The 201-nt window shown below is 72.1% G+C and carries 1 pseudogene; it reads right to left on the reverse strand.

Annotated features, from left to right (window positions below):
* Positions 1-201: pseudogene (locus BRA62_RS05050) on the reverse strand (tRNA uridine(34) 5-carboxymethylaminomethyl modification radical SAM/GNAT enzyme Elp3); the annotation flags it as partial.

Genomic DNA, 201 nt, shown 5'->3' on the forward strand with positions numbered 1-201 from the left:
CCGCCCATCACGATCAGTTCCGCCTTGTCGACGTGGTGCCCGAGCGCCTCGAACTGCCCGAGACGGGCCTGCACCTGCTCGTAGGGGTCGAACGCGTGCTCTCGCGCCCGGAGCGCCGCGGGCTCCTCTCCCGTGTAACTCTGGGGGGACGCAAAAGGGTGCTCCGGCCCGCCGGGGCAGGGGAGGCACTTCCCGTGGGGG

The organism is Methanoculleus sp. UBA208 (assembly GCF_002498065.1).
GTDB lineage: Archaea > Halobacteriota > Methanomicrobia > Methanomicrobiales > Methanoculleaceae > Methanoculleus.